General features: G+C 62.5%; 2 protein-coding genes. Both read right to left on the bottom strand.

Features of this window, described 5'->3' with window-relative positions:
* Positions 1-170: 170 nt before the first annotated feature.
* Positions 171-1,226 (bottom strand): Ig-like domain-containing protein, encoded by a 1,056-nt coding sequence (locus MUO23_14860; GenBank protein MCJ7514231.1) that lies wholly within the window; start codon positions 1,224-1,226, stop codon positions 171-173.
* A 509-nt stretch (positions 1,227-1,735) separates the two neighbouring features.
* Complete coding sequence (locus tag MUO23_14855; GenBank protein MCJ7514230.1) at positions 1,736-2,119, bottom strand: antibiotic biosynthesis monooxygenase; 384 nt, start codon at positions 2,117-2,119, stop codon at positions 1,736-1,738.
* Positions 2,120-2,339: the final 220 nt, after the last annotated feature.

The following is a 2,339-nucleotide window of genomic DNA, read 5'->3' as shown; positions in this document are numbered from 1 at the left end:
TCCCCTGGGGAAGCCGCTCGGCGGCTCGGGCTCACTTCCATTCTCGCGCCGACCACACGGCAGGCCAACCTACGTGCCTTCTCGCCCGACAGCCGAGTCGGCTTCCCCGGCCTCCCGAAGGACATCGGGACGATGTGCGGCTTTGGCAGGCAGCGAGTTGTTCGGCGGTACTAGTTCTGCACATTGATACTCAAGATGCCTGGCCTGAGCTGGCTCGTGTTTCCGGAAGTGTCCTCGGCCACAAGCTCAAGCGTGTGAGTCCCGTTCGGCAGTGTGCGCGTGTCGAGGTGCAGCCAGAATCCGAAGTATGGGGAACCGGGGAGCCCGGGGTAATCCCGTGCAACGTCCTCGCGTTGGCCCCCGTAGGTTGCGGCACCATGTGATTCGCCATCAACTGTGAACCGGATGGTCGCAACCCCGAGGTCATCGATCGCCCATCCATCAAGTGTGGCCACTCCCGAGACCGTCCCGCCTTGGCTCGGCGCGTCGATCGTGCCGAATGGAGGCATAATGTCGTCGAAGTCGAGGCTCACTGCAAGCTGATGGATTTGCGCTCGACTTCGGACCCAGTTCCCCATGAAGATGAATACGTACGTCTCTTGCGAGAAGCCTGCAGGGATCGAAAAGAGCGCGCGGGGTAGCAGGTAGAATGTGGAGTTCTCCACAGGCCCGGGGTTGTCGAAGTGGCCGTAGGTGAATTGGCCGTAGGACTGGGGCGCCCAAAGAACTAGACCTTCGTCCTCCGGATTCATGAAGCCGGCCCATCGCTCGGTAGCGATCGCTGTGGCTCCCCCTGTGCCGCTCGAGGGCATTGTCACGATTGTGGGCTGGCCGTTGGTCCACGGATCGCTACCTGTGTAACTGACGTACCTGTTGTAGGGTGTGCGTACGTAGGCAAACGGGAACTCCTGGTTGGCGATTGCGTGAGAGTCGTCGCCCTCATTGACGACTCGGTAGCTGACGCGGATCGTCTCAGGAGTGCCGAAGAACGCAATCCGACTCTCAACGATGATGTTCGTCGGAACAGGGTGAGTCCTGCCGCCGCCCTTGTCATCAGGGAACCATTGGATATATCGGCTGCGCGTGTACAGCTCATTGTCGGAGAAGGCATAGTCAACGAGTGGGTTGGCGCTGTTGTACATGTCCGACGGCGTCGCGTTCCAACCCGTATCGTTGGGATGGCTGCTCGCGGGCGGGAGATCGCTGTCGTAGAAGGAGACGGCCATGAGGCGGCCACCGTCGTAGTTGTTGATGACGTTGTCGCCGTTGTACCAGATTTCGCGTATTGCCCCACCCCAGTTGGCGTCAACGCCAATCCGGACAGCCCCACTGTCGAGAAATAGCGTGCGACCTTCATCTTCGAACGTGGTTGGAATTCGCCCGGGTTGGGTGGGCGTGGCCGGCAGTGGGGGTGGGGCTGTATCCTGGGATGGTGCGGTCGATGCCGCACTTGAAGTGGGCGGGGAAGTCACGGAGGGATTGTTGGATGCGCATGATGCCAGCAGGAGGGACATGGCGACAAGGACAACTCCCCGCGCCGATGAAACCATGATTACTCCTCCTGGCCCCACACCTGAAGTGCCGCCGAACGGCCTCGAGCTTCGCGACCGCGGAGCGTCCTGGAAGGAAGCACCCCCTGGGGAAGCCGCTCGGCGGCTCAGGCTTGGCTCCTTCATTCTATGGGCATATGGCAGGCCAAGCGCCAATCCGAGTTCGCCCGCCAGCCGAGTCGGCTTCAGCGAGTTGTTCGGCGGCTCCTTCGACCGGCCTCTCCAGCTTTGGTTCGCGCTGCTCTGCCAAGGGGGCGCACCGTCGCCTCGGCTAGTATGCTGAAGATGCCCACCTCAGTCCTGGACTCGATCCAATCAGCAAAGGCGGCGTCCAGGCGAGAGTACTCTGCCTTGCGTTCGGCCAGCACCTGCTGCCGCTGGGCACCTGTCTCCCAGAGGTCGATCGCCAGATACCGCCGCGGATTCTTCGTGTCGCGCAGCAGGGTGGTGCCACGGAAGCCCGGGTACCGTGCAAACAGGTTGCTCCACGCGCCGCCTGGGCCATACGCCAGCTCGAACTGGCCTCGGGCCTCCTCTTTCACGACGAACTCCCAGACGATCTCGACCATGCTGGACGCGCCCCTCTGTGAACTGGCTTCCACTAGCCACCGTTGCCCGGGGGCTCTCCGACGAGCCGCCGAACGGCCTCGAGCTTCGCGAAGCACCCCCTGGGGAGGCCGCTCGGCGGCTCAAGGATCCACTGCCGAGTCCGGCCTGTCGCTATTTCTCCGCTACCTGAGTGCTATGCCGAGGAAGTAGGGCCAGATCAGAAGGCCCAACAGGGCTTGC

The organism is Anaerolineales bacterium (assembly GCA_022866145.1).
In the GTDB taxonomy this organism is placed as follows: domain Bacteria; phylum Chloroflexota; class Anaerolineae; order Anaerolineales; family E44-bin32; genus PFL42.
The sequence above is the reverse complement of the archived record's forward strand: the minus strand, read 5'-3'. Positions and strand labels throughout refer to the sequence as shown.

What these genes read in the sequence shown, in the direction of transcription:
- MUO23_14860 (MCJ7514231.1), bottom strand. Translation starts at nt 1,226, where the DNA reads ATGGCCGTCTCCTTCTACGACAGCGATCTCCCGCCCGCGAGCAGCCAT.
- MUO23_14855 (MCJ7514230.1), bottom strand. Translation starts at nt 2,119, where the DNA reads ATGGTCGAGATCGTCTGGGAGTTCGTCGTGAAAGAGGAGGCCCGAGGC.